18 protein-coding genes and 1 pseudogene are annotated in these 26,789 nt (G+C 48.3%); 17 read left to right on the top strand and 2 right to left on the bottom strand.

What is annotated here, in order from left to right; translation table 11 throughout:
* Positions 1–280 precede the first annotated feature (280 nt).
* From M1D71_RS07800 to M1D71_RS07815, 4 genes and pseudogenes are all read left to right on the top strand, one after another.
* Positions 281–1,500, top strand: a pseudogene (locus tag M1D71_RS07800) (RtcB family protein).
* An 822-nt stretch (positions 1,501–2,322) separates the two neighbouring features.
* Positions 2,323–3,855 (top strand): glycine betaine uptake BCCT transporter, encoded by a 1,533-nt coding sequence (locus M1D71_RS07805; RefSeq protein ID WP_458125975.1) that lies wholly within the window; start codon positions 2,323–2,325, stop codon positions 3,853–3,855.
* Positions 3,856–4,173: 318 nt separating this feature from the next.
* Complete coding sequence (locus M1D71_RS07810; protein WP_458125976.1) at positions 4,174–5,394, top strand: RtcB family protein; 1,221 nt, start codon at positions 4,174–4,176, stop codon at positions 5,392–5,394.
* Between the two features lie 21 nt (positions 5,395–5,415).
* The gene (locus M1D71_RS07815; protein WP_458125977.1) at positions 5,416–6,594 is read left to right on the top strand and encodes a DUF4272 domain-containing protein; all 1,179 of its coding nucleotides are present in this window, start codon (positions 5,416–5,418) and stop codon (positions 6,592–6,594) included.
* A 159-nt stretch (positions 6,595–6,753) separates the two neighbouring features.
* Here the strand turns inward: M1D71_RS07815 and M1D71_RS07820 are convergent, their stop codons facing one another.
* Positions 6,754–7,791, bottom strand: coding sequence for a LacI family DNA-binding transcriptional regulator (locus M1D71_RS07820; protein WP_458127198.1), 1,038 nt, complete (start codon positions 7,789–7,791; stop codon positions 6,754–6,756).
* Positions 7,792–8,318: 527 nt separating this feature from the next.
* Between M1D71_RS07820 and M1D71_RS07825 the strand changes: the two genes are divergently transcribed.
* From M1D71_RS07825 to M1D71_RS07870, 10 genes are all read left to right on the top strand, one after another.
* Complete coding sequence (locus M1D71_RS07825; protein ID WP_458125978.1) at positions 8,319–9,701, top strand: ABC transporter substrate-binding protein; 1,383 nt, start codon at positions 8,319–8,321, stop codon at positions 9,699–9,701.
* Between the two features lie 125 nt (positions 9,702–9,826).
* Positions 9,827–12,754, top strand: a complete 2,928-nt coding sequence (locus tag M1D71_RS07830) for an extracellular solute-binding protein (protein WP_458125979.1) — start codon at positions 9,827–9,829, stop codon at positions 12,752–12,754.
* Positions 12,755–12,829: 75 nt separating this feature from the next.
* Entirely contained in the window at positions 12,830–13,741 is a 912-nt protein-coding gene (locus M1D71_RS07835; protein ID WP_062833376.1) for a carbohydrate ABC transporter permease, read from the top strand.
* Between the two features lie 2 nt (positions 13,742–13,743).
* Complete coding sequence (locus tag M1D71_RS07840) at positions 13,744–14,607, top strand: carbohydrate ABC transporter permease (RefSeq protein ID WP_017689719.1); 864 nt, start codon at positions 13,744–13,746, stop codon at positions 14,605–14,607.
* 11 nt (positions 14,608–14,618) lie between these two features.
* Positions 14,619–16,085 (top strand): gluconolactonase, encoded by a 1,467-nt coding sequence (locus M1D71_RS07845; protein ID WP_458125980.1) that lies wholly within the window; start codon positions 14,619–14,621, stop codon positions 16,083–16,085.
* Positions 16,066–16,686 carry a YIP1 family protein gene (locus M1D71_RS07850; protein WP_145319964.1) on the top strand — a complete coding sequence of 207 codons (621 nt, stop codon included), beginning with the start codon at positions 16,066–16,068 and terminating at the stop codon, positions 16,684–16,686. The genes M1D71_RS07845 and M1D71_RS07850 overlap by 20 nt, the downstream gene beginning before the upstream one ends.
* 14 nt (positions 16,687–16,700) lie before the next feature.
* Positions 16,701–19,286 carry a DUF5696 domain-containing protein gene (locus M1D71_RS07855; protein ID WP_458125981.1) on the top strand — a complete coding sequence of 862 codons (2,586 nt, stop codon included), beginning with the start codon at positions 16,701–16,703 and terminating at the stop codon, positions 19,284–19,286.
* On the top strand, positions 19,283–20,182 hold the full coding sequence (locus M1D71_RS07860) for a carbohydrate ABC transporter permease (protein ID WP_076327086.1): 900 nt from the start codon (positions 19,283–19,285) through the stop codon (positions 20,180–20,182). The genes M1D71_RS07855 and M1D71_RS07860 overlap by 4 nt, the downstream gene beginning before the upstream one ends.
* 29 nt (positions 20,183–20,211) lie before the next feature.
* Complete coding sequence (locus M1D71_RS07865; RefSeq protein WP_458125982.1) at positions 20,212–21,222, top strand: carbohydrate ABC transporter permease; 1,011 nt, start codon at positions 20,212–20,214, stop codon at positions 21,220–21,222.
* 28 nt (positions 21,223–21,250) lie between these two features.
* Positions 21,251–22,213, top strand: coding sequence for a glycosyl hydrolase (locus M1D71_RS07870; protein WP_458125983.1), 963 nt, complete (start codon positions 21,251–21,253; stop codon positions 22,211–22,213).
* Between the two features lie 150 nt (positions 22,214–22,363).
* On the opposite strand, the gene M1D71_RS07875 is transcribed toward M1D71_RS07870, so the two are convergent.
* Positions 22,364–22,630 (bottom strand): SunI/YnzG family protein, encoded by a 267-nt coding sequence (locus tag M1D71_RS07875; protein ID WP_458125984.1) that lies wholly within the window; start codon positions 22,628–22,630, stop codon positions 22,364–22,366.
* A 634-nt stretch (positions 22,631–23,264) separates the two neighbouring features.
* On the opposite strand from M1D71_RS07875, the gene M1D71_RS07880 reads away from it, so the two are divergent.
* From M1D71_RS07880 to M1D71_RS07890, 3 genes are all read left to right on the top strand, one after another.
* A complete protein-coding gene (locus M1D71_RS07880; RefSeq protein WP_458125985.1) occupies positions 23,265–24,842 on the top strand; it encodes an extracellular solute-binding protein in 1,578 nt (525 codons plus the stop codon).
* 24 nt (positions 24,843–24,866) lie between these two features.
* Positions 24,867–25,835 carry an ABC transporter permease gene (locus M1D71_RS07885; RefSeq protein ID WP_458125986.1) on the top strand — a complete coding sequence of 323 codons (969 nt, stop codon included), beginning with the start codon at positions 24,867–24,869 and terminating at the stop codon, positions 25,833–25,835.
* Between the two features lie 61 nt (positions 25,836–25,896).
* Positions 25,897–26,769, top strand: coding sequence for a carbohydrate ABC transporter permease (locus M1D71_RS07890; protein ID WP_074094251.1), 873 nt, complete (start codon positions 25,897–25,899; stop codon positions 26,767–26,769).
* Positions 26,770–26,789: the final 20 nt, after the last annotated feature.

The raw sequence follows: 26,789 nt of genomic DNA on the forward strand, positions 1-26,789 counted from the left end.
AAAGAGATTGAAAATAATGTGGTAAATATTCCTTATAAGCTTCATGATAATATTATTTGAGTCCTTTTGCAATATATATATGTCATTTTGTTTGGTATAAAATACAATATAATAAGATAAAACAATCTAAGGTTACACAATAACGTACAGCGATTGGTAGAGTACGCTGCAATCGAAGTGGCAATGTGTATCATCCGGCAGGAATTCATTTACTGCCCATACGGCATAATTCTGGTAATATATACAAAGTGTTTGATGAGACAGGAGGTTTATATAGAGTATGAGAATCGTAGATAACATTAAAGTCTGGGGGGAGCCGCTGGAGAACGCCGTAAGTCAGGCGGTGACTTGCTCGCAATATGGAGATGTACTGGGTGTGGCTCTGATGGCCGACCATCACAAAGGCTACTCGCAACCCATCGGTGGTGTTGTCGCTTACCGGAATATGATCAGTCCGTCAGGTGTCGGATACGATATTGCCTGTGGCAACAAGGCTGTGCGCACGAATCTGATGTGGGACGATATTCGAAATCAGATCGCAGAGATCATGGATGACATCAATTCCACCATTTCTTTCGGCGTGGGTCGCAATAATCCAACACCGGTGGATCATGAATTGTTTGATGATGCGAGCTGGAAGCTGTTGGATACCATTGAACCGGGATTACAGCATAAGCTGAAGACACTCGCACGCAATCAGCTTGGAACTGTAGGCAGTGGCAATCATTTTGTGGATATTTTTGTAGAAGAGGTAACGGGAAAGGTATGGATCGCGAATCATTTTGGCAGCCGTGGGTTCGGTCACAAAGTGGCGAGTGGATTCCTTAACCTCGCTGCAGGACGCGAGTTCAGTGAAAAGCGCCCGGCGAATCGATGGATCAGCCGCCTACGTTGTTTGACCTAAATAGCGAAATGGGTGATATGTATTGGGACGCAATGACTTTGGCGGGCCGGTATGCCTATGCAGGGCGTGACTATGTCATTGAACAGGTGCTTGGAATTCTCGGGGCAAGTGCTGAATATGCCGTTCATAACCATCACAACTTTGCCTGGAAAGAACAGCACATGGGTGAAGAGGTAGTCGTGGTCCGCAAAGGCGCAACGCCGCTGGCACCCGGGCAGCTAGGTTTTGACGGTGGAAGCATGGGAGATATCTCGGTAATTGTGGAGGGGATCCACAGCGAAGAGAATACCGAATCATTCCGCAGCACTGTGCACGGAGCAGGGCGTACGATGAGCAGAACCCAGGCGGCTGGCAAAATGAACTACAAGCTGCGCACACGCATGGGCGGTGAGATTAGTGAAGCACAGATGCATGAAGCAATTCGTGCCTATGGCGTTGAGCTCCGGGGAGCGGGCACGGACGAAAGTCCGTTTGTGTACAAGAAACTACAAGACGTACTGAACGCACATGCGAATACGCTAAAAATCAACCATGTGCTGCGCCCGGTAGGCGTTGCCATGGCCGGAGGCAATGAATTCGATCCGTACAAGGATTAGTCATATATGTTCAACGGAACATTTACACGATAACGGAGAGGGCAGAAATAAGGCGATCAGCGTAAGGAAGCGCATATTTTCTATGAGAAGCTGGGTTTCAAGGATGAGAAGGTTCAGGGTTATCGAAAACACTTTAACTAAAAGACTACAAAGAGAGAGACAGTGGCGCTCTCTCTTTGTAGTCTTACTTACGATTATTCTTTCGAGTTAGGCGAGGCGCTCGTTTTGAGATAATCAAGCAAGGGTAAATTTCTATGGACCACCAGACGCCGTAAATGGAGCTTTTCATTGTTTGCTCTGAGCTTTTTTAATTTATTATGACGTTGGCTAATGATGTGTTAGAGAGGACCGCTCTCATAGGCAAGCACATTGTAGCCCTCTGTTTTATGTAGAAACTGAATGCTATATCCACTTTAAGAAATTACGGTATTCGTATGGAAAAAGTTAAGGTCTTTAAATATCATCTTCCTCATGTACAATGCGCTGAAAAACCGTTTCAAATCTGGGAAATATGTTGATGATGTAAGAGGGTAGCTTTGGACGATCTTCAAAGCTTCGTTTTTTTGTGCCTAAGAATGGTATATATAATATAGTGAATTTATTGTTGAAAGGAGATGGAAGGTTAGGGTTGTCACGCTAGAAAAAAATAATAAGCTAAAAAGATAGCTGAAAACAAAATGAAGTCGGCTGTTTAGTGGAAGGTTTATGGAAAGACATTGACAACATGAGATTTTTCCAAATTTCCCTATGGAAATTGAATAAGTGTGTCCGGCTTATGTACATACTGAGAGAACGATAGCGGGGAAAAATGGAGGGGCATCTATGGTATTTATAATTTCAATTATTATTGTTGCATTATTTGCTTTATGGGGAGCTGTTGCTCCTGATCAGCTAGCTAATATTGCCAACCTGGCCTATGACTTTTCAATTCGAAATTTTGGTTGGTTCTATTTATTGGTTACGTTGTTTCTATTGGTGTTTGCTTTCTATCTGGCGTTCAGCCGTTTCGGAAGCATCCGGTTGGGTGACGATGACGACGAGCCGGAATATTCCACTCTTTCCTGGTTATCCATGCTGTTCAGCGCAGGGATGGGGATTGGACTTGTATTCTGGGGAGTAGCGGAGCCGCTTTCTCACTATCTAACACCACCTGAGAATGCTATAGGAGGAACGACGCAATCAGCGAGACTGGCTATGCAGTATTCCTTCTTTCACTGGGGACTGCATCCATGGGCGATTTATGCAGTAGTCGCGCTTGTGCTTGCTTACTTTCAGTTCCGCAAAGGATACAAAGGTTTGATCAGCTCGACGTTTATCCCGCTTCTGGGGGAGCGCGTAGTAAATGGATGGATTGGCAAAACGATCGACATTCTGACCGTCATTGCCACGGTCTTTGGTGTTGCGACTTCGCTTGGTCTCGGTGCGCTTCAAATTAATGGCGGATTGAGTCACCTGTTCGGAGTACCGAACAACGCGGTGGCGCAGGTTATTATCATCGGAATTGCGACCGTTTTGTTCTTGATCTCTGCGAGCACAGGCTTAAATAAAGGAATCCAAATTCTAAGTAACACCAACTTGGTTATTGCTGTCTTGCTCCTCTTGTTTGTTTTAGTTATGGGGCCGACTCCCTTTATTTTTGAGATCTTTACGACAAGCTTGGGGAACTACATGCAAAATGTTATTAACATGAGTTTGCATCTGACTCCTTTCTCACAAGGAACCTGGACAGGCATATGGACGCTTTTCTACTGGGCATGGTGGATTGCGTGGGCGCCATTCGTAGGTACGTTTATCGCTCGGGTATCCAAAGGTCGGACAATTAAAGAGTTTATTATTTATGTGTTGCTCATTCCGACCGCTTTCGGGTTCCTCTGGTTCTCTGTCTTCGGTGGAACGGGACTTCATATGGAATTGTTCGGAACGACCAATTTGGCTGAATCCGTTAAGGAAGATACAACGAGTGCCTTGTTCATCATGTTGGAGAGCCTCCCACTGGGAGCGTTAATTGCGTTTATCGCCACGATGTTGATTATGACGTTCTTCATTACATCGGCGGACTCTGCGACATTCGTACTTGGCATGCTAACTTCAGACGGTGCAATGAATCCAAGCACCAAAGTGAAAATTACTTGGGGAATCATGCAGTCAACCATTGCGGTCGTATTGCTGCTTAGCGGTGGATTAGACGGGCTTCAGACAGCCTCGATTGTGGCGGCCTTGCCATTCGCAGTTGTCCTAATGGGGATGTGCTTCTCGCTACTCAAAGCCTTGCAGTGGGAAGACAAGGAGCGCCGGAAAAAGGAGAAGCGTCAACGTCAGAAACTCAAACAACTTATTGAGGCGGAAGATTTCTGAGCTTATTGGCATGAATGCTGATAGGCATCTTGTTTAAACTGAATATCGCGTTTAGAAAAAAGATCGCTACTTTGAATATGGGGGCCAACCCTAGGAATTCAAATGCGATCTTTTTTATTTCTGATAGGGCTGAAAATAGAATTGGTTCTTGCGGTTTCGTTCAGGCGGGAACAAATCTTGGCCAAATATTTATGGGATTAGCCCTCTGTAGCTGGCTTATGCTCTCCATATAAGGATTTCGTGTTTCAGAGTCATCGTTTTGATAGAATGGATTAAATTATACTAGTTGAAAAGAGTACATAGGAGGTTAACTCAATCATGCAGATCGTAGATAACATTAAAGTCTGGGGGGAGCCGCTGGAGAACGCCGTAAGTCAGGCGGTGACTTGCTCGCAATATGGAGATGTACTGGGTGTGGCTCTGATGGCCGATCATCACAAAGGCTACTCACAGCCCATCGGTGGTGTGGTCGCTTACCGGAATATGATCACTCCGTCAGGTGTCGGATACGATATTGCCTGTGGCAACAAGGCTGTGCGCACGAATCTGATGTGGGAGGATATTCGGGATCAGATTGCAACGATCATGGATGACATCAATTCGACCATTTCTTTCGGCGTAGGCCGCAATAATCCAACACCGGTGGATCATGAATTGTTTGATGATGCGAGCTGGAAGCTGTTGGATACCATTGAGCCGGGATTACAGCATAAGCTGAAGACACTCGCACGCAACCAGCTTGGAACCGTAGGCAGTGGCAATCATTTTGTGGATATTTTTGTAGAAGAGGCAACGGGAAAGGTATGGATCGCGAATCATTTTGGCAGCCGTGGGTTCGGTCACAAAGTGGCGAGTGGATTCCTTAACCTCGCTGCAGGACGCGAGTTCAGTGGTAAAGCTCCGGGCGAATCGATGGATCAGCCGCCTACGTTGTTTGACCTAAATAGCGAAATGGGTGATATGTATTGGGACGCAATGACTTTGGCAGGCCGGTATGCCTATGCAGGGCGTGACTATGTCATTGAACAGGTGCTTGGAATTCTCGGGGCAAGTGCTGAATATGCCGTTCATAACCATCACAACTTTGCCTGGAAAGAGCAGCACATGGGTGAAGAGGTAGTCGTGGTTCGCAAAGGCGCAACGCCGTTGGCGCCCGGGCAGCTTGGTTTTGTCGGAGGAAGCATGGGAGATATTTCGGTAATTGTGGAGGGGATCCACAGCGAAGAGAATACCGAATCATTCCGCAGCACTGTACACGGAGCAGGGCGTACGATGAGCAGAACCCAGGCGGCTGGAAAAATGAACTACAAGCTTCGTACACGCATGGGCGGTGAGATTAGCGAAGCACAGATGCATGAAGCAATTCGTGCCTATGGCGTTGAGCTCCGGGGAGCGGGCACGGACGAAAGTCCGTTTGTGTACAAGAAACTGCAAGACGTACTGAACGCGCATGCGAATACGCTGAAAATCAACCATGTGCTGCGCCCGTTAGGCGTTGCCATGGCCGGAGGCAATGAATTCGATCCGTATAAGGATTAGTCAGAAAAGAAGGTGAACTTCATGAGAAATTGTGCAATATACAGCTCTCAGTTTGACCTGGATCAATTGTTTGAAGTGGTTCAATCCATTTATCCAGAGGATACCATTGAGCGTAAGGAAGACAAGACTCACATTCAAGTGACTCAGAAGAAATGGTTTAGTAAGAAATCAAAGGGCTTCAATATCATGACCAGTCAGACACATCCTGAGGAATTTACGACAATGATTCAGGGGATGCTTGGTTTTTTGAGTCAGATTGAAGGGCGCAATGCTGCGCTCCAGGAAAAGGTACTGATCAAATGTTCCACACTGAACATGGTGATTGGTATTGAGACGGAAGAGGATATCTCGGAAGAATTCTTTGGCGAGTTATTGCGTGTGGCTGATGCGCTGGATGCCGTCATCTTCTGGGGAGGTGGGGCTCTGCTCAATGCACAAGGTCAGCTATTGCTGGATGTGAATGGAGAATCTGAGGTGGAGGATTACACGGTGACAGCGCACACCAGTTTCCTTGACGACTCCAGATCCCAATCGGAGTCTGCAATTCAACGTAAAACGCGGTCAGAACAACGCTTAACCGAACAGGGGGTTCCATTTAATGCGAACTTGCCGGCAAGATCCGGGGACGAGCACACGACGATTCGAAGTGAAGCGGAAGTCGCGCGCCGGGCGGTTTCGTTGTGTCTTGCTGCGCTTAAAGGAGAGTGTCTGGGTGCTGGCGAAAGTGCGGAAGATACCGCAGCTCTGGTTCAGGAAGTGATTGACAAGTATGAGGCTGAATCCTTTTTCTCACCCGTAGAGAAGAGGTTTATCGACCAGCACGGAGCAGAGCAGCAGGAGATCATTGCCTTCTCCTGGGGATATGAGGCGTACCACGTGATGTTATGGGCGCTTGGTTATGTAAAGGAACTGGGCGCACCAACGGAGTTGTGTAACGTAGGGAAGGATGTCGGTTATTTGCAGCAGAAGGATAGCTTTACGAACTTTCTCGCGGATGCATCCCTGCGTAGCAAGAGTGAGATTCTGGATGAGGCAGATCTGATCTATCGTTACAACTGGGTGTGTGTGGATAGTCGAGTGAATGACAGAACACCTCCCGTTGGACTGAATGGCGGAGTGGCTTATGAACGTCACCGTGCATTGAACTGGCTGATCTGTTACCTGGATCAGGAATGGGATGATGTGCGCACGGATACGTAGAACGGCCCAACATAAAATAATGCAAGCCAAATCCCCCCTCAAAGCCGCACAATTACGGTTAAAGGGGTATTTGGCTTGCTGTTCTGTGTGGCATAAGTGTTATTCCGTATATGATTCACTATGTATACTCACATATATACCACCATGTATGCTACCTTGTTAGCCGCTATGCCTGCTGAACTGTTCACGAATAATAACGTCAGCAAGAATCAGCTTTTTCTCTACGCTGCTCTCCGGGTTGGCAATGCGCCATAACATCTGATCCACTGCACGTGAGCCCAGCAATTCCTTGTTCACATTGACTGTGGCCAGTAAGGGAATATTGTCGTATAGATTATCAAATCCGGTGACAACACACTGATCGGGTACACGAATGCCCATACTCTCAAGGGCTTCTATGGTGTATAGCCCATAGAAATCATTCGCACATACAAACACTTCAGGCAGGTTATCCTCATGGATCACTGAAGTGAACGTCTGGCGGAACTCATCCAATGCCTGATTACTTAGCTCGGGAATCTGGTGTATCTCCATTCCATGACCCATGAGCACAGAAGTATAAGCAATCCAGCGTTCATAGAAGCTATGGGCATCACTGATATTCCCGACGAACTGGAAGGTTTTGAAGCCCTTGCGGAGCAAATAGAGCATGATCTCGCGCATGGAAGCAAAGTTATCGGTAAATATGCTGTCACTGTGGAAAACAGGGTCCAGATGATCTACCATCACAACCGGAATACCCAGACGCTTGATTTCAAGTAGAATCGGCGTCGAGATGGAACCAACGGTAATAATGCCCCGAATAGCATCCGGATTCAATAGCGTGAACAACTGATCTGCTGAAGGTTCCGTCAAGGTCAGGATATTTATACCTTTCTGGTTCAGCTTGGACGAGATTCCGTTAAAGACAGGTCCCCAGTATACGGACTCTTGATTTTGATAACGAACATTGGGAAACAAAATCAAGATGGTACCGCTTGAACGTGTGTTCTTCGGGTCATGTGATTCACTGCTGTGAGACAGTTCACCAGACAACATGCTGTTGTCTTTGAAATATCCAAGTTTGCCGGCGGCCTTGAGAATGACATCCCTCGTCTGATCACTAACTCCCGATTTTCCTGACAAAGCTCGTGACACCGCGAATTTCGACAAACCCGTAAAATGTGCAATTTCCTGAATTGTTACCTTCGTTTTCATCATACCATCCTTACACTCGTAGTTCTGCCGTATTCCTTATTTGGAGCGATATCCAACTGATTCTAGTATAGCATGATGTATTTCTCTTAAACTAATAACGGACAGAGAATTCAAAATGTTGGTGATTCACAGCGCTTTACGATAGTCATCCAACGTGAAGATAAGCACATTTTCAGATAGTATGACGAATGTTGTCTTATAAATTATTATTTTGTTATTTAAATAAAATAACAAACAAGTGGAGTTTAGTGCTGGTTATAACAAGTGTGTACTTAGGAACTGAACTGATGAATAAGCTGTAATACAGCTGAAATATAGCTTTGTGAGTATTTTATCAGAATAAATAGAAAATGTTAACAACAAAAATGTTGACGCTTACATTTTGCTGTGTTAAATTTTGTTTGTCAAAAACAAACAAGAAAATAACAAATGGTGGTGGTCGTTTATTTTCGATTGGTTGATGAGCGGGGTTAATGATTTAGGGTGGACCATGATTGGTATACACATTCGGGGAGGTTGTTAAAATCATGATTAGAAGATGGAATGTTCTACCTCTGATGTTATTGGCTGTGATTCTTTTTGTATCCGCTTGCAGTGGTGGGGGGGCAACGCAGACGGGGACCGATGCAGAGGGAACAACGAACTCAGGCAACAGCACCGAAGTCGCTGAAACAGAGAAAAAGGACGTAGCGGAAGAAGCTGTGGCGAATGTGCCTGATCTGGGTGGACGTGTCATCAAGGTTGCGGCCTGGTGGGATCTGAAACCGGCGGGAGAGACGGCCTCGGATAAGGCCAGACTCGATAAAATTGCAGAGGTAGAGAAGAAATACAACGTAAAACTGGAGTTCGTAAACGTGCCCTTCGAAGAGTACATGAACAAATTCACAACGTCTGCGCTCGCTGGCGAACCATTTGCCGACATCGTTCAGATGGAGTATAAATCCGCACTACCTGCCATCCTCAAAGGGCAATTGTTGCCCATCTCCGAATTCACTACACCTGAGAACAACATCAACCAAGAGGCAAACCTGATTGCTAAATTCCCTGCCATTGCAGGTAACGAATACGCCTTCGAATCTCCAACCAGCATCGGTCTGGGACTTCACTATAATCGTGACTTGTTCAAAAAACTGTCATTACCTGATCCGCAGGAACTGTATAGCCAAGGTGAATGGAATTGGGATAAATTCTTGGAACTCGCCAAACAGGCAACCAAAGATACGGATAATGACGGAAAAACAGATGTATACGGATTTTCTGGCTGGGCCCTTGATGTCGTTCGTCATTTTACTGCAGCCAACGGTGGAACCATCGTGGATGATGCAAATAGCAAAGAAGGATTATCCGATCCGAAAACGATTGAAGCTGCCGAATTCGTCAAACGCCTGTATAACGTGGAGAATGTCGTGAAGGTCAAAACCGGCGACAAAACCAACTGGGAGGAAAGCAATACGTTCAAGGATGGAGACGTAGCTCTGTTCACCGCTGCTGAATGGCAGTTGGGCGACCTCACCTTTGCTGTCGGTGTTGTACCGATTCCGAACGGGCCACAGGGTAGCGAAGAGGTAACGTATGCAAACAACGCGGCATCAGCGAAGTTCATTCCGAAAGGTGTGGAAGATCCGAAGATCGTCTACCAAATCTATGAAGAGACCTTCGACATCCCGCAGATCGAAGAGTATCCAGGTCAAGATTATCTGGAGAGTCGTTATACCGATGAGAAGGATATTGCGATCATTCGCGAGCACATCGCTGGAACGGGCCGCATTTTACTGGATGATGCTTACACGGGTTACCCATTTGGAGATTACGTGAACGATATCATCAAAAACAACGCTTCCGTGACAGCAACAGCCGAGAAATACAAAGCACAGGCACAAGCTGCAATTGATAAACTCGGCAAGCAATAACAACACTTATCACCAGCAAACGATTCAGGCAGGGGCTCGTGTCGGCAATGTTGCACGTAGCTCCTTTTTCCTTAACCACCAAATCGGCATTGCTGGCATCAGCCTTGATGAGGAGGACTCGTAGGATGGCTGGAATTCTACAACGTAAGAAATGGATATTGTCCACAGTAATCATCGTGGCGGCAGCCTGCATCATTCTATATGTAACTTCCGGCGCTGATGTGAAGAGTGCAAACATTCCACCTGGCAGTCTGCCTGCCATTGAAGTGGATGCAGTCTTGCAGCAGACCCGGCAGAAAAAGGGATACGAACAGTATCGATCCGGAACGGATCAGGCTACACAGCCGAATGTGGACATCACCATTGAAGCAGGAGATTACATAAAAGCCGAAGGTGAAGACGTCCGCAAACTGACTAATTATGAGGGAATGGATGGTGTATCTCTCCATACCGGAGAGACCGGACAAGTCGATTGGACCATTAACGTGCCGGAGACCGGGCTGTATAACCTGTCCGCCATCTATTATCCCGTTGAAGGCAAGAGCTCAGCCATTGAGCGTGCATTGTACATTGATGGTGAACTTCCTTTTGCGGAAGCCGCCTATTTGCAGTTTGACCGGGTGTGGGCCAATGAGAAAGATGTCGTTGAGCAGGATAATCAAGGCAATGATCTTCGTCCGAGACAAGTGGAGCAACCTCGCTGGATGGAAGAAACGTTCCAGGACTCCGACGGGTATGAACAGGCTCCATTCAAGTTTTACCTGGAAAAAGGAGAGCACACGCTAACGCTGAAATCATCGCGTGAACCCATGGTGATTCGGTCCATTCGTCTTTTCAATGAGAAGACAGCTGTTCCTTACGCGGAAACTGCAGGTGCACAACAGTCGGATTCCTCCGGGCAGCCGAAGGATGTACTTATTCGCATTGAAGGAGAAGCCGCGATTGCCAAATCTTCACCTACGTTATACCCGACCAGCGAAAGGTCAAGTTCTGCTGTATCTCCTTACAGCGCTTCCCAGGTACGCATTAATACGATTGGCGGCTTTAACTGGCGTCTGCCAGGACAATGGATTGAATGGGAAGTGGATGTGCCGGAGAGCGGACTGTATCATATCGGTTTTACCGGACAGCAGAATTTTGTCAAAGGCATCTATTCCACACGCAAGCTCACCATTGATGGTGAAGTTCCGTTTGCAGAGATGGCCAAAGCCCCTTTCCGTTATCAGAGTGACTATCGCATTGACGTCATGGGCGGCAAGGAAGCATACAAGTTTCACTTGGAAAAAGGAAAGCATGTGCTACGGCTTGAGAACAGCCTCGGTGATTTTGCGCCCCTTATCCGCAATGTGGAGGACAGTCTGTACAACTTGAACTCCATGTACCGACGAATTTTGATGATTACAGGCACGAAGCCTGATGAATTCCGGGATTACCGGGTGGAGAAACAGATTCCGAACCTGCTGGAAGTGTTCAGCGGGGAAAGTAAACGACTCAAAGACGTGGCCGCACAGCTTCGTCTTCTATCAGGCCAGTCTAGTGATCAGGAAGCGCTGATCAAGACAATGGCGCTGCAACTAGATGAGATGATCGACAAGCCGGATACCATTCCGAGACGGCTTGCGGCATATAAAACCAACACGGGCGGTCTCGGAACTTGGGTGCAACAGGCACGAGAGCAACCCCTTGAAATCGATGCACTGTACGTCACTTCGATCGACCGTGATATTCCCGGAGCAGGCATGGGACCACTCGCGAAGCTCGGTCATGAAGCAAAGATATTCTATCATTCGTTCTTCATTGATTATAACCAGATCGGCAATGTAGCCACTTCAGAAGATCAACGCACGGTAACGGTCTGGATTGGTAGCGGACGAGACCAGGCGAATACGATGAAGGCGATGATTGACAAGACCTTCACACCAGACAGTGGCATTAACGTGAATCTGAAGCTGGTCAACATGGGAACCTTGCTGCCAGCGACTTTGTCCGGTGAGGGACCCGATGTTGCCATGCAGATCGGTAATGACCTGCCCGTGAACTTTGCGATGCGGAACTCGGCTGTAGATCTGACGCAATTCAGCGACTACAGCACCGTAGAACAGGAGTTCAGGGAAAGTGCAATTGTACCGTATGCCTATGATTCGGGCGTATATGCCCTCCCGGAAACGCAAACCTTTAACATGCTGTTTTATCGTAAAGATGTGCTCGAAGAACTCGGACTTGAAGTGCCTCAGAACTGGGAAGATGTCGAGGCTCTACTCGCGATTCTGAGCAAAAATCACATGGAATTTGGCATGCCGGTTGTGACCCAGGCGAATATGCAGGGTGTCAATATTCCGCCGAACTCGCAGTATGCAACGATGCTGCTACAGAACGGCGGCGCCTTTTATCGTAACGATGACAAGGAATCGGATCTGGATTCCCGGATCGGAATCGAGACCTTTAAGCAGTGGACCGAATTCTATACCGATTACAAGCTGGAGCGGGAATATGATTTTGCCAACCGTTTCCGTACAGGACAGATGCCTATTGGACTAACGGATTACACCATGTACAACCAGCTGTCTGTATTTGCACCGGAGATTCGGGGACTGTGGGGATTCGTTCCTGTCCCAGGAACCGTTCAGGCAGATGGTACCTTGAATCGTGACGTCCCGGGTGGAGGCAGCGCGGTCATGATGCTGGAGAGTGCCAAGGATCAGGACGCGGCCTGGGAGTTCATGAAGTGGTGGACCAGTACGCCGATTCAAGCTGAATTCGGACGGGAGATGGAAGGACTGATGGGTGCGGCTGCCCGTTATCCAACGGCCAACATCAAGGCGCTGGATTCCCTGCCTTGGCCTGCGGAGGATTATGCGAATCTCAAAGCCCAATTCGAAACCGTGAAGGGTATTCCCGAAGTACCTGGTGGTTATTTTACAGGCCGCCATCTGTTCAATGCATTTTACAAAACCGTTGTTGGCCAAGTGGAAGCCAGGGAATCCATCATGGATTATACCCAATATATTCAGGACGAGATTCGCGTCAAGCGTAATGAATTTGGTCTTCCGTAAGCAGAGGGAGGGTTAATCGTGCCACAAATATCACTCCGAGACGGACAAAACAGTCCTCCTGAGAAAGCGTCAAGGATGGGCATGAAATCGTGGTGGAGCTGGAAGCTCCAGGAAATGAAGGCCAGCAAACATTCCTATGTTCTGCTTGCACCTTATATGCTCCTGTTCATCATGTTTACCGTGATTCCGGTTGTCATCTCGATCATACTCAGCTTCACCTACTTTAACATGCTGGAATTCCCGCGGTTTATTGGCTGGCAGAACTACACCCGCCTGTTTCTGGAGGATGATGTATTCCTGATTGCGATCAAGAATACGTTGTTGTTCGCCATTATTACCGGGCCGATCAGTTATATTGCCTGTTTCGTCTTCGCGTGGATCATTAATGAATTAACACCGAAATGGAGAGCGTTCATGACGCTGATCTTCTACGCGCCCTCCATCTCGGGCAACGTGTATTTTATCTGGCTGATGATTTTCTCTGGAGATCGTTATGGTATTGCAAATGGGCTGTTGATCAAATGGGGTTTTCTGCTGGAGCCGATCCAGTGGCTGAAGACAGAAGCTTACATTATGCCCATCCTCATTCTTGTGCAGCTGTGGCTGAGTCTCGGAACCGGATTTCTGGCGTTTATCGCTGGTTTGCAGACCGTAGACCGGACGTTATATGAAGCAGGAGCGGTAGATGGGATCAAGAATCGCTGGCAGGAACTATGGTACATTACCCTGCCTTCGATGCGTCCACAGTTGATGTTCGGCGCAGTCATTCAGCTTACAACCTCGTTTGCCGTGGCCGATGTGTCGATCGCGCTGGCCGGGTTCCCGAGCGTGAACTATGCAGCAGAGACTGTGGTGACCCATTTGATCGACTTTGGTACAACGCGGTTTGAGATGGGATACGCATCGGCGATTGCCACCGTGCTGTTCATGATTATGGTGGGCACCAACTTGCTGGTACAGAAACTGCTTCGAAGGGTGGGAGAATAGCTATGGCTGCAATTGCGACAGGCAAAAAGCGGGTGAATCGCTCGCTATCGGGAAGCCTCTCCCTGTTTGCCCTTCTGCTCGTATTCGGTGCTTTCATGGTACTGCCGTTGATCTATGCGATCAACAATGCATTCAAACCTTTGGATGAAATCTTTACCTTTCCACCAACGTTGTTTGTCAAAAATCCCACGTTCAGCAACTTTACGGATCTGCTGAATCTGCTGAGTGACTCGTGGGTGCCGTTCTCACGTTATATATTCAACACGGTATTTATTACAGGTATCGGAATCGTAGGCCATGTGCTGCTAGCTTCCGCAGCGGCCTACCCGCTTGCCAAGCACAAGTTTCCAGGCAAAGTATTCATGTTCCAAGTGGTCGTACTGTCACTGATGTTCACACCTGCGGTGACGGCGATTCCGAACTATATGATCATGTCATGGCTCGGATGGATTGACACGTACTGGGCTGTTATCATTCCGGCATTTGCCTATTCACTCGGGTTGTACCTGATGAAGCAGTTCATGGAGCAGATCCCGGATGCGCTGCTAGAAGCAGCCAAGATTGACGGTGCCAGCGAATACCGGATCTTCTGGTCCATCGTCATGCCCAATGTGAAGCCAGCCTGGCTTACATTGATCATTCTGCTGTTCCAGATGTTATGGGGCAGTGATGGGAATGGATACATCTACAGCGAGCAGCTCAAGACCCTGCACTATGCAGCGGGTCAGATTATTCAGGGCGGAATATCCCGGGCAGGAGCGGGTGCTGCGGTAGCACTGATTTTGATGAGTGTGCCGATCACGCTATTTATTTTCTCTCAGAGCCGAATCATTGAGACGATGGCGAGCTCGGGCATGAAGGATTAAGGGGGAACGATATGGCACGCACAGTGAAAAGATGGCTTGTTCTCCTGGCGGCAGTATCTCTGCTGCTGGTGAATGCCGTGCCTGCGGCGGCCTCCCCGGCGCCGTATGAGAGTTACAACTACAACTATTGGAAAGAGGCTGTTCCCTCACCGGATGCCTATCTGCCCGAGCGTACCATATCAGGTCGTGACCTCGGCATTAGTGAGTTTAAAGACCCCGGTGATGTGAACGTTTCTCCTTCCGGGTTGATCTATATTTTGGATAGCGGCAATAGTCGAATTATCGTACTGGACACCAGTTTTAAGCTGCTGCGCGTCATTGATGGATTCATGATGGATGGCAGCAAGGAGACATTCAACCTTCCGGGCGGATTGTTTGTGGATGAAGAAGAACACATCTATATTGCCGATACGGGCAACAGTCGTGTGGTCATTCTGGATGGAGAAGGAGCGCTGATTCATACGATCACGAAGCCCGAGTCGGATATCCTTTCGACCCAATTCCAGTTCCAACCCTTGAAGCTGACGGTTGACCATGTGGGCCGGGTGTACGTTGTGGCACAGGGGGTCTACGAGGGCATTATGCAGTTTGACGAGAGTGGGAAATTTATCGGATACGTCGGTACCAACAAAGTGGAGCGGGACTACGGCGAATATATCTGGCGCATGTTATCAACCAAAGCCCAGCGCGCACAGATGGTCCTGTTTGTCCCAACGGAGTTCTCCAATGCGGACATCGACCACAAAGGATTCGTGTACGCGACGAATATTGATCCCGGCTCGAATGAACCGATCAAACGCCTCAACCCATCTGGCGAAGATGTACTGAAACGGTTTGGTTATGTTGACGTCAAAGGCGATATCCGGTTCCGCAACAATCCTGGTCCATCCAAACTGATTGATGTGAAAGTGCTGGGTAACGGCATGTACAGTGTACTGGATGCGACACAAAATCGGGTGTTCACGTACGACGATGAAGGTCATCTGCTCTACATATACGGTGGCAAAGGAAATCAGGTGGGTACCCTCAAAACGCCTGTCGCGATTGAACAATCCGGTGAGCACCACTTGGTTCTGGATCGGGGCAAGAACAATCTTGTCGTCTATGAGCCAACCCGTTTTGGTTCCCGTGTGAATGAAGCGGTGGCACTCCACTATCGGGGTGAGGACACGGAGGCCGTGAATATTTGGAGAGAAGTGCTGAAGCTAAATGCCAACTATGACATCGCCTATATTGGTATCGGCAAGTCCTTATTAATGGAGAAGAAAAACGAGGAAGCGCTGGGTTACTTCGAACTTGGGATGGACCGCAAGAGTTATTCTGTCGCGTTCAAGAGGCATCGGCGGGAGATGATGAAGGAACACTTCGGCACATTCCTGACCGCTGCGATCGCGCTGATTTTCATTCTGATCCTGACCCGAGTGGCGGTTAAATGGAGACGGAGGAGGCAGGTTGATCGTGAAGCAGGATTTCATTAAGTTTCCGCTGCATCTCATTTTTCACCCCATTGATGCATTTTGGGACCTCAAGTCGGATAACCGGGGACGGCTGCTCGTTGCATTTGCAGCGCTCGTGCTCACCATCATCATGATGATTTTGCAAAAGCAGTACGCAGGATTTCTCGTCAATTATATCGATCCTCGTACGATTAACAGCATCATCGAGATCGCCACAGTTGCTATCCCGTTCTTTCTATGGTGCACAGCCAATTGGGCAGTAACGACCTTGATGGAAGGGGAAGGGAAATTCAGAGAAATCGTTCTGGCGACAGGATACTCGCTCATTCCGGTTATTCTGATCTATGCCCCGATGATCGTGATCAGTCGCTTCATGGTGCAGGAGGAGACAGCTTTTTATTATCTTTTTAATAGCATCGCGTTCTTCTGGTTTGTGTTGCTCCTGTTCATTGGCATGATGACGGTTCACCAGTACACCGTGATTAAAACAATCATCACCATGGTGCTAACGCTCATTGTGATGGGCATTATCGTATTCCTTGGCGCCCTCGTCTTCAGCATGCTGCAACAGTTGTACGAATTCGGTTATAACATTTACCGTGAGTTGATTTTTCGGACCTAAAGGAGGCGGCATCCGTGAACAAAAGGCAACGACTATATACGGTGCTGGCTGGTGGTGCAGCTGTAATCATGATTGCAGCCGGGCTGCTGTATATAAACAACAGGGGGGTTCCTGCCGTAGAAGCCGCGGCTTATCTGGATACAACAACCCAAGCCATGCCCGTCACGGAGAAACCGTTGCAGTTCCTTGGCGACTCTTCGCAGGGGGTGCCTGGTATGCAACTGGTCGCCGAAGATCAGGGGTTGGCCCTGTACTACAACGAGGAGACAACAGAAATTGCAGTACGTGACGGGAAAAGTGGAGAGATCTGGTATAGTAACCCGAAAGAACGGGATGGGGACAGTCTCGCTTCCGCATATGAAAAAGAAGTGCTGTCCTCCCAACTGAACGTGTCTTTCCGGGATGCTATGGGTACACTGGAGAACTTTCCGAATTTCAGTTCCAGCATCAGCAACAAGCAATTCACTGTGGGGCAGATCGATCAGGGGATTCGGGTGAACTATACGCTTGGTGATACGTCGCTTGGCATTGACGCACTGCCGAAGTTGATCAGCAAACAGCGCCTGAAGGAGAAGGTTCTTTCCAAACTGGATGCTACTGTCGCAAGATACACATCTGCCCGTTATTATCCAACCAAGAACAATCCGGATATTCTGGAGCGGCTGGATGGACAGATCTCGAAGCAGCTTGTGCTGAACAAGATGTTGGGAGCCTTTGAGACGGCGGGTTACACGGCGGACGATCTGGCCTTTGACAATCAGGAGAACGGGGTCGAAGGCGGAGGCGTATCGGATAAGCCCAGCTTCGTGATTCCTGTGGAATACCGGCTGGATCAGGGCGCACTTGTCGTAACCGTCCCTTTGAGTCAAGTTCAGGAAAGTGGGCAATACCGCATTCGGAATATTGATTTGCTCGCTTATTTTGGTGCCGCGGATACAAAGGGCGAGGGTTACATGCTCGTGCCTGACGGTTCAGGCAGCCTGATCCACCTGAACAACGGGAAAACCCAAGAAGAACAGTATGTACAGCGCGTCTATGGCGCAGACCCAAATGATAATTCGCTCAGTCGTCCTCAGGTTAGTGAATCAGCGTATATGCCTGTGTTTGGTCTGAAGAACGGGGAGAATGCCTGGTTTGCGGTGATTGAAAAAGGGGACGGCATTGCCAGTATCTCTGCAGATATTGGAGGCAGGCAGAACAGTTACAACCATGTGCATGCGACCTTCTCCCTGCGGGGTGAGGATGAGCTAGAGATGTATACCTCGCAGAAAATGCAGGAGATTCAGCTGCTTAGCGAAGAGCCTTTCCGTGGAGATATCCAGGTGCGTTATCATTTCCTTCATGGAGAAGATGCCAGTTACTCGGGCATGGCCCGTCTGTATCAGCAGCAATTGATAGAGCAGGATATATTGAAGCCACGCGCAGAACAGACGGAGTTGCCGTTCTATGTAGATGTACTTGGTGCGGTGGACAAAGAGGCTTCGTTCCTGGGCGTGCCCTATCGTTCCACTCTAGCTATGACCACGTACGAACAGGCTACTGAAATGGCGGCGAAGTTGCAGCAGGAAGGTGTAAACCGCGTGCAAATGCGGTATCAGGGATGGTTCGGCGGTGGGATCAGTCATCATATGCCAACCCAGGTGAAGTTGGACAGTGAAGTAGGCAGTCGTTCCGAACTTCAGGCGTTGTCCGCTAAGCTTGGGCAGTCTGGCGGAGCCTTGTTCCCGGATGTGGCTTTCCAGCACATTTATCACGATGATATGCGCTTTGCTCCCTCTTCGGATGCGGCACGCTTTGTCACGAAAGAGACAGCAGAACTGTATCCATACAGTCCTGCCCTTAATCGCATGGATCAGAGCAAGGACAGCTATTTTCTGCTCTCAGCGGCCAAGCTCCCTTATGTGGTTACTGAGTTTGTCAATAAATTCAATAAACTGGACCTCGGCGGATTATCCCTCCGTGATCTTGGGCAAGTCCTGACTTCCGATTATCGGGATAGTCGGGTAATTCATCGGGAGACGGCGAAGAACATTGTGAAGGAACAGCTGGGACAGCTGGAACAATCCTATCCAAACCTGATGATATCAGCAGCAAATAGCTACGCTTGGGGAAGTGCACAACATGTTGTGAATGTACCCGCAGGGTCGAGTCGGTTCAATATTACCGATGAAGAAGTTCCTTTTTATGCGATGGTTATTCATGGATACATGAACTATGCTGCATCTCCGATGAACACGTCGGGGGATCAGGATCTCCGCAAACAATTGCTGCGCAGCCTGGAGCTTGGGGCAGCTCCGTATTTTCAATGGACATATGAACCATCTTCCCGGCTGAAACTTACGAATTATGATTCGGCCTACGCGACTGAGTATGGCTATTGGGTGGATGACGCTGTTGCCTTGTATAAGCAGGCGAATGAAGTGCTGGGAGAACTGGAGAATGAGCAGATCCTGAAGCATGAACGCATCCAGGATGGCGTGGTCCGGATCACTTATACGGGCGGTACATCCATCCTTGTGAATTACAATGTGGATTCAGTTACTGTTGATGGAACAACAGTTGGCGGGACGGATTATGTGGTGGAAGGAGTGAACCGATGAGAACCATTCGATTATCGCTGAAGTCACGGAGAGCGCTGCTTGGACTTGCATTTATATCGCCGTGGCTGGTCGGCTTCATCTTCCTCTTTGCCACGCCACTCCTGCAATCCATCCGGTTCAGTCTGAGTAATCTGTCTGTTGCTCCGGGCGGATACGTCCTGGAATACGTTGGATTTAAAAACTTCAAGGATGCGCTTCTGGTTGACGCGACGTTCAACCGGATTCTGGTCGACTCGGTTGGAGCGATGCTGCTGAATGTGCCGATGATACTGTTTTTCAGTCTGTTCACGGCGACACTGCTTAACCAGAAGTTCAGAGGCAGAACGATGGCGCGTGCAATCTTCTTCTTGCCGGTTATTCTGGCTTCCAGTGCAGTTGCAGCAGCTGAGTCTGCGGGATTAATCAATCTGATGGGGGATGCGAGTGCGGTCGATGCATCTGCGGATGGCGGGGCTTCGTTCAACGTGGTATCCATTGTGCGGATGCTGGCGGATGTGGGATTGCCGATGGCCTATGTGGATTATATTGTAGAAGCCATCATGCGGATCTATGAGATTATTAGCAGTTCAGGTGTCCAGATTCTGATCTTCCTCGCCGCGCTGCAATCGGTGCCGGGATCGATGTACGAGGTTGCCAAGATTGAAGGAGCAACAGCCTATGAATCATTCTGGAAAATTACATTTCCCATGGTCAGTCCGTTGATTCTGACGAATGTCATCTATACCATTATTGATTCATTTGCCGGAAGTCCGGTCACACAGGCTATCTATCAGACCGCATTCAAAACCCAGAACTTTGGCTTAAGCTCGGCGATGTCCTGGTTATATACCTTGGTGATTGGCCTTGTACTGATCGTAGTGGGCTGGGTATTGTCACGGCGGGTTCATTACAACTGACGGTTTAACGTTGAGGGAGGCTTCAGATTATGGCTGCGTCAGGAACAGATCGAATGGTGGTGGTTCCAAAACAGAATTACCACATGCAGCGGGTGCGAAACAAGACATCGGACCTTCTCTATTCCATATTCAGATATGCACTGGTCATCGGAATTTCATTTATTATTTTATATCCGTTATTTCTCAAAGTTTCAGTCGCGTTCAAGGATAAGAAGGATATCTACAATCCGACGATCTATATGATTCCCCAGCATTTTACACTGGATAACATCCGGCTTGCAGCCCAAGTGATGGATTTTCTTCCCTTGCTGGCGAACACCTTACTCTTTGTTACCATCACAACGCTTCTGACAGCGATATCCTGTGCACTTGCCGGATACGGCTTCGCCCGGTTCTCGTTTCCGGGTAGCCATGTGCTCTTTATCCTGGTGATTCTGACTATTCTGGTGCCGACAAGTACGCTCATGGTACCGATGTATCTGCATTTCCGCAGCTTCGACTTTATGGGCATCATCCAATTGTTCACGGGGAAAAACGGGATTAACCTGCTCAATACGTACTGGCCTTCAATGATTACGGCTGCTACGGCAGGAGGGCTGAAGGCGGGGCTATTCATCTATATCTTCCGGCAGTTTTTCAAGGGGATGCCGAAGGAAATCGAGGAGGCCGCACTGATTGACGGCGCAGGTGGATTCAAGACATTTGCCCGTATCATGTTGCCTAATGCAATCTCGCCGCTGATTACGGTCATTCTGTTCTCGTTTGTCTGGCAGTACAATGATACGTTTTATTCGGCACTGTTCATGAGCGAAAGTCCGCTGATTTCACTGAAAGTGGCTTCTTTACCGGCTCAGGCGAACCAATTGATTCCGCAACTGATGGGCTTTGGCTCGAACTCGGGCATCAAGGCCGATCCAAACTATGTGGCCATGATCGTGGATACAGGCATTTTGCTGGCGATTGCACCGCTGATTATTTTGTACCTATTCGTGCAACGTTATTTCGTGGAGAGTATTGAACGTTCTGGTGTAGTGGGTTAACATGGTAAACCCAATTGGAGGTGTAGAGATGACAGTGCGTGAGATCAGCAGAGTTCCGGTGAATAAAGCAGCGACATCCGAAGCAAAAGAGTTGATGGCGTTCCTGGTCGAGCGTTATCGAAAAGGGATGTTGTCAGGCCAGCAGGATTACAGCAATCTTAACTGGATTAATGAAAATACAGGCCGGAAGCCAGCTGTTATTGGCTTTGATCTCATGGAATATTCCCCTTCAAGAACAGATCGCGGTGCGGTCTCTCAGGAGATTCGGGATGCGATAGACTGGCACAAGCAAGGCGGGATCGTGACACTATGCTGGCACTGGAACGCACCAACGGATCTGCTAGATGAACCTGGCAAAGAGTGGTGGAGGGGGTTCTATACGGATGCCACCACCTATGATCTTGCCTCCGCGCTGGCTGATACTGAATCGGAAGCATATCAGTTATTGATCCGGGATGTCGATGCGATTGCAGTTCACTTGCAAGAGTTGAAGGATGCTGGTGTACCTGTATTATTCCGACCGCTTCATGAAGCAGAAGGTGGGTGGTTCTGGTGGGGAGCGAAAGGGCCCGAACCTGCCAAACAGCTATATTGTTTGTTGTATGATCGCTTGGTTCAAGAGCATCAGCTGCACAATCTCCTCTGGGTCTGGAACTCGGAAAAACCGGAATGGTATCCAGGTGATGATGTTGTGGATATTGTCAGTGTAGATGTATACCCTGAAGCAGGAGACCACAGCCCGCTGGCTACACGTTACGCCAACCTGCGTGAACTTGTGAAGGATAGCAAAATCATTGCACTGGCCGAGAACGGCTCCATTCCGGACCCCAAGCAGATGAAGAAACAGGATGTACACTGGAGTTGGTTCTGTACCTGGACAGGTGGATTCCTGAGAGACGGGACGCATAATGATGTGGCATTTTTGAAGGAAGTGTACCATAGCGCAGAGGTTATTACGCTCGATCAGTTACCGAAGTGGAGTTGGTTATAAGAACTCCACTGCCAAGCATGTATTGGAATCAGAGAAGCATTAGTATTCGCTGTAAGAAATAATGCGAATACTAATGCTTTTTTTTGTGGCGTACATATGTAAATGGAACCCCTCTTCCGAGAAACATGGGAATCCGGTTCGAACAAGAATCTAGTTTGACGGGTGAAGCATAGCTTGGATATTGGTATATAAATTTACGCTGGAAGTGAATAAAATGTACGATTGATTAACCGTGCGAATCAGAATCCTCTCGCTTGTTCCATTGACTGGACCGATCCGAATGGCGGATGGTTCGCTACCACCATATGTATCATCCAGGGTGACCGATGTGATATGTGCGATGGGAATTTCAATTTTGGAAAACTGCCACCGGATGACCAGTTGATCTTCTATTTTTTTCACGTTAACACCAAACATAATAAAGACCTCCCATTAAGCTTGCTGAAGATAAATACTTTTTATTAGTCTACCACTTATTGGTTAATATTTCCTTGATAATAGTGAATTTCCCCCGTGCAATTAAGTACCCAAGTGTAACTTTATCCAATGGTAATATTTTGCCACAGATATTTCCATAAATGTTGGCATGATGTACACTATGACTAACGAATATGGATACGGAGTGATTTGTTGGAGGTGGAATTTCGTATGGCGGATTTGAACGCGTATCATTATTTTGAAAAAAGTCTTGGTCCTTTCCGAAATCTCTCAAGCCTGTCTAATGAAGGCAGTTACTCAACAAATCCGTGATCAAGGCCGGAATTTTGCCAGTCAGCGATCAATGGATTATATGACCATCCGAAGAGCATAAGTATGGGACGAGCGCATCATCAGACCCTATCGTTGAAGTGAAAGCGTTCATGGCGCATTTCTACCGTTTCTAACAGGTGCAAAAAAGTGCAATTGCAGGAAATACGGGTGTTCGTTATAGTGAGTGAAAGCTTTGACCGGTCAGGAAGAATCTTCTTCAAAGGCCTGTCAAAGCCCCTTTTTTAATCGTTAATCCGATTAAGACTATAGGTTTAAGAGACTAAGGAGGATGGGAAAGCCTATGCAAAAAGTGGGGAAACGTAACACCCGTAATCTGGCCTGGATCATATCGGTTGTCATGGTCATGTCCGTGGTGCTTAGTGCATGCGGAAGTACAGAAGAAGGACAGGTAAGTGGCCGCAGCGGCAATGCAGACGATCCGTTGGAAGTCAGCATTATGACCATCACGCCAAGTGCTGTCCCCGCTGCTGATGATAATGTAATCAAACGCGCCATTGAAGAAGCGACTAATTCCAAAATGAATATCCAGTGGGTCTCCAACAATATTTATGGTGACAAGCTCAATCTGACACTGGCTTCCGGGGATATACCTGATCTGATCATGATTAATGATCCGTTTGGAAGTACCTTCACCAAGATGGTCAAACAAGGTGCTTTCTGGGACATCACCCCTTATATCAAGGACTATCCGAATCTCAGTGGAGGCATTCCTGATATTGCATGGGATACGACCAAGGCAGCAGACGGCAACAATTATGGTATCCCGCGGCCTCGTCCGGTAACTGGAGATTCTTTTTTCATCATCCGCAAGGATTGGCTTGACCGATTGAATTTGCAGGTGCCAGAGACCACGGATGAGTTATTCAACGTGATGGAGGCTTTTGTAGAGCAGGACCCTGATGGTAACGGAACCAAAGATACCACAGGACTTGCCGCGTATATTAGTCCCGATGATCTCGGCTGGGGAGGTAATCTGGGCCCCGTTCTCGGTGCCATTGAGAGTTCTTTTATCGGAACCAATAGCAGTTGGAAATGGGATGAGTCTCAGGGGAAGCTGGTCTACAGGGAGCTGTTGCCCGAGGTGAAAGAATCCCTTCAATATCTAACCAAAGCCTATAGCAGCGGCATGATGCCGGAAGATCTGCTTTCGCTCAAGCTGACGCAGGCCAGAGAACTGTTCAAGCGCAATCAGGCGGGTATTATCGTGGACAAGACAGGCACGATGCGCAAAATCTATGCCGATGACCTGAAGAAGGTCGATCCTTCTTTCAAATATACGGATTTCTATCCTCTGACCAATCTGAATGGATATAATCCGAAGGGTTCGGGGTACAACGGTATTCTGGCGATCCCTGCCAGTGTGCCGGAAGAGAAGATGAAACGAATTCTCCAACTCGTCGATACCTGGATGAATCCGGAAGTGTTTGAAATCCAGCAGTTCGGGATTGAAGGTACACATTATGAAGTGGTCGATGGCAAAAAGGTCGCAAGTAGTGAAAAGTTGACGGCGGATAACGCGTCGGATTTCAATCATATCGTTAACGTCATCGACCTGCCTTGGGATACCACTGGTGAAACCGATGAAGAGACCCGGGCCAATGAACTGTTCAAAAAAGTGGAGGCAGAGCGAGACAAAACGAGCGTGGCGGATCTGGCTGCTGGCCTTCAATCCGAGACCGGGCAGAAGGTGCTGCCTGAACTCAACAAGAAGATCCAGGATCTGAAAGCAAAGATTATTCTGGGCCGGGAGCCGATTGAAGCTTGGGATGCCTTTGTGGAAACCCTGCGGAATGATTTGAATTTCCAGGCCGTGAGTGATGAGATGACCGAAGCCTACAAGAAAAGAAATGGACAGTGAATCTGAGGGAAGGAGCTGCAAACCATGAGCACCCATGAGCAACGAATGAGTACGGTTAAGGGGAAGCAGACTTCATCCAAAAAGAAAAGGTTAAACCTGCTGTCCGCACTTCGGCGTGACCGGTCGTTATATGTGCTGGCACTGCCAGGCATATTGTTCTTCCTCGTTTTCAAATACATCCCGATGTGGAGCATTATCATTGCGTTTCAGGATTACTCGCCCTTTCGGGGGATTCAGGGCAGTGAGTGGGTTGGTTTGCAGCACTTTACAGCACTCTTTGATAATCCGGACTTTGCCTTGTTGTTTCGAAATACGCTGGCGATCAGCCTGCTCAATCTGATATTCTTCTTTCCTTTTCCGATCCTGATCTCCCTGGGACTCAATGAACTGCGAAGTGTGGCGTATAAGAGACTGATTCAAACGATTATCTACATGCCGCATTTCCTCTCCTGGGTAATCATTGCCGGCTTAACGCTGCTGCTGTTCGCCAAAGGAACGGGGCTGATTAACGAGTTATTCGTTTTATGGGGATGGCCCCGCGTGGATATATTGACGAACCCCGACAGCTTCTGGATCATGGTCACCCTGCAAGCAATGTGGAAGGAAGCAGGTTGGGGCACGATTGTGTTCCTGGCCGCCATGGCGAGTGTGGATACTCAGCTGTATGAGGCGGCACGCATGGATGGAGCGGGACGATTGCGCCAGATCTGGCACATTACGCTGCCTGCCATCCGCAGTGTCATCATCGTGCTTTTGATTTTAAGACTAGGAGATATCATGGAGGTTGGGTTTGAGCAAATCTTCCTTATGTACAACGGCGCTGTATCTGAAGTGGCCGAAGTATTCGACACCTATGTATACCGCACAGGGATTGAGCAGGGCGATTTCAGCTACAGTACAGCGGTTGGACTGTTCAAATCCGTAATTGGTCTGGTGCTGGTCGTTGTCGCAAATCGTGTGGTAAAGCGCTTGGGTCAGGAAGGCGTCTATTAGTTAGTACCGGTACCCTACCCATATCCGTACCAGCCATTGATCAATGGAGAGGAGGTTTCGAATGCATCGCATGAAATGGAGTGAGCGGATTGGACAGTCCCTGAATGTGGTTACGCTTGGACTATTGGCTGTGGTCATGTTTTTCCCGCTATATTATGTTTTCGTTGTTTCATTCACGGACCCCGGAGAGTATTTGCAAAAGAAGATCGTACTCTTCCCGGAACGCTGGTCTGTTGAAGCCTATACGTATTTGTTATCCACGCCTGCCTTTGCACGCTCGCTGGGGAACAGTGCATTTCTGGCAACCGTCGGCACGGTGTGCAGCCTGGCTGTATCATCCTCTCTGGCTTATGCGCTGTCCCAGAAGCGATTTCACTTCAGAAAAATACTGATGTTCCTGATTGTACTAACCATCTTGTTTAGCCCGGGCATCATTCCAAATTACCTGCTGGTGCGGGAACTGGGGCTGATCAATAATATCTGGGCACTGATCCTGCCTGCGCTCGCCAATGGCTGGACGGTGTTGCTGATGAAAAATTTCTTCGACAGCCTGCCTGCAGAGATCAGCGAAGCAGCGTCCATTGATGGCTGTAGTGCCATCCGAACCTGGTACACGATTGTGTTGCCCTTATCGATGCCTGCGCTTGCTGCCTTTGGATTGTTTTTTGCCGTAGGGTACTGGAATCAATTCTTCGCGGCCCTGTTATATCTGAACGATTCTGCGAAATGGCCCATTCAAGTATTGCTGCAAAATATGCTGCTGAATGCATCCAACATTGATCTGGTTGCGCCTGGACAGCAGGTGGAGACACCGCCGACAGAAATGTTGAAGATGGCCGCGATCATTGTAGCCATATTGCCAGTACTGGTGGTTTATCCGTTTATACAAAAGCACTTTGCCAAAGGAGCCCTGATCGGCTCGGTCAAAGGATAAGTCTGCATTCAGGCGGGTAT

The organism is Paenibacillus sp. Z3-2, from assembly GCF_054161325.1.

Coding starts and splice junctions, on each gene's coding strand:
- M1D71_RS07870 (WP_458125983.1), top strand. CDS start 21,251: ATGACAGTGCGTGAGATCAGCAGAGTTCCGGTGAATAAAGCAGCGACA.
- M1D71_RS07825 (WP_458125978.1), top strand. CDS start 8,319: ATGATTAGAAGATGGAATGTTCTACCTCTGATGTTATTGGCTGTGATT.
- M1D71_RS07830 (WP_458125979.1), top strand. CDS start 9,827: ATGGCTGGAATTCTACAACGTAAGAAATGGATATTGTCCACAGTAATC.
- M1D71_RS07840 (WP_017689719.1), top strand. CDS start 13,744: ATGGCTGCAATTGCGACAGGCAAAAAGCGGGTGAATCGCTCGCTATCG.
- M1D71_RS07815 (WP_458125977.1), top strand. CDS start 5,416: ATGAGAAATTGTGCAATATACAGCTCTCAGTTTGACCTGGATCAATTG.
- M1D71_RS07865 (WP_458125982.1), top strand. CDS start 20,212: ATGGCTGCGTCAGGAACAGATCGAATGGTGGTGGTTCCAAAACAGAAT.
- M1D71_RS07835 (WP_062833376.1), top strand. CDS start 12,830: ATGGGCATGAAATCGTGGTGGAGCTGGAAGCTCCAGGAAATGAAGGCC.
- M1D71_RS07880 (WP_458125985.1), top strand. CDS start 23,265: ATGCAAAAAGTGGGGAAACGTAACACCCGTAATCTGGCCTGGATCATA.
- M1D71_RS07875 (WP_458125984.1), bottom strand. CDS start 22,630: ATGTTTGGTGTTAACGTGAAAAAAATAGAAGATCAACTGGTCATCCGG.
- M1D71_RS07810 (WP_458125976.1), top strand. CDS start 4,174: ATGCAGATCGTAGATAACATTAAAGTCTGGGGGGAGCCGCTGGAGAAC.
- M1D71_RS07890 (WP_074094251.1), top strand. CDS start 25,897: ATGCATCGCATGAAATGGAGTGAGCGGATTGGACAGTCCCTGAATGTG.
- M1D71_RS07820 (WP_458127198.1), bottom strand. CDS start 7,791: ATGAAAACGAAGGTAACAATTCAGGAAATTGCACATTTTACGGGTTTG.
- M1D71_RS07845 (WP_458125980.1), top strand. CDS start 14,619: ATGGCACGCACAGTGAAAAGATGGCTTGTTCTCCTGGCGGCAGTATCT.
- M1D71_RS07805 (WP_458125975.1), top strand. CDS start 2,323: ATGGTATTTATAATTTCAATTATTATTGTTGCATTATTTGCTTTATGG.
- M1D71_RS07885 (WP_458125986.1), top strand. CDS start 24,867: ATGAGCACCCATGAGCAACGAATGAGTACGGTTAAGGGGAAGCAGACT.
- M1D71_RS07860 (WP_076327086.1), top strand. CDS start 19,283: ATGAGAACCATTCGATTATCGCTGAAGTCACGGAGAGCGCTGCTTGGA.